General features: G+C 49.8%; 1 protein-coding gene. It reads right to left on the reverse strand.

Annotated elements, in window-relative coordinates; all coding sequences use genetic code 11:
• The coding region (locus tag ACTHUE_RS20680; protein WP_440424349.1) for a transposase at positions 1-307 on the reverse strand (307 nt) is incomplete at both ends.

The raw sequence follows: 307 nt of genomic DNA on the forward strand, positions 1-307 counted from the left end.
CAGATGTTGCCGGTTTTCCTTACTGTCGTAGCCTTTGTCGGCATAGACGGTCGTACCTTTGGATAGGCCTTCCAACAAAGGCAACAGGTGTTTGCATTCATGGGCATTGGCAGGGGTAATGTGCAGTTTCTCAATATAGCCTTCCGCATCGGTACGGGTATGTTGTTTGTAACCGAGTTTGTAGAGGCCGCTTTTCTTTATCCAACGGGCATCGCTGTCTTTACTCGGTGTGGTTTGGCTGCTGACTTGTCCTTCTTCATCGACTTCTATGGCCTGACGCTGTTTGCTGCCGGCGGTCTGAATAATG

Source organism: Neisseria sp. P0021.S005 (genome assembly GCF_051956955.1).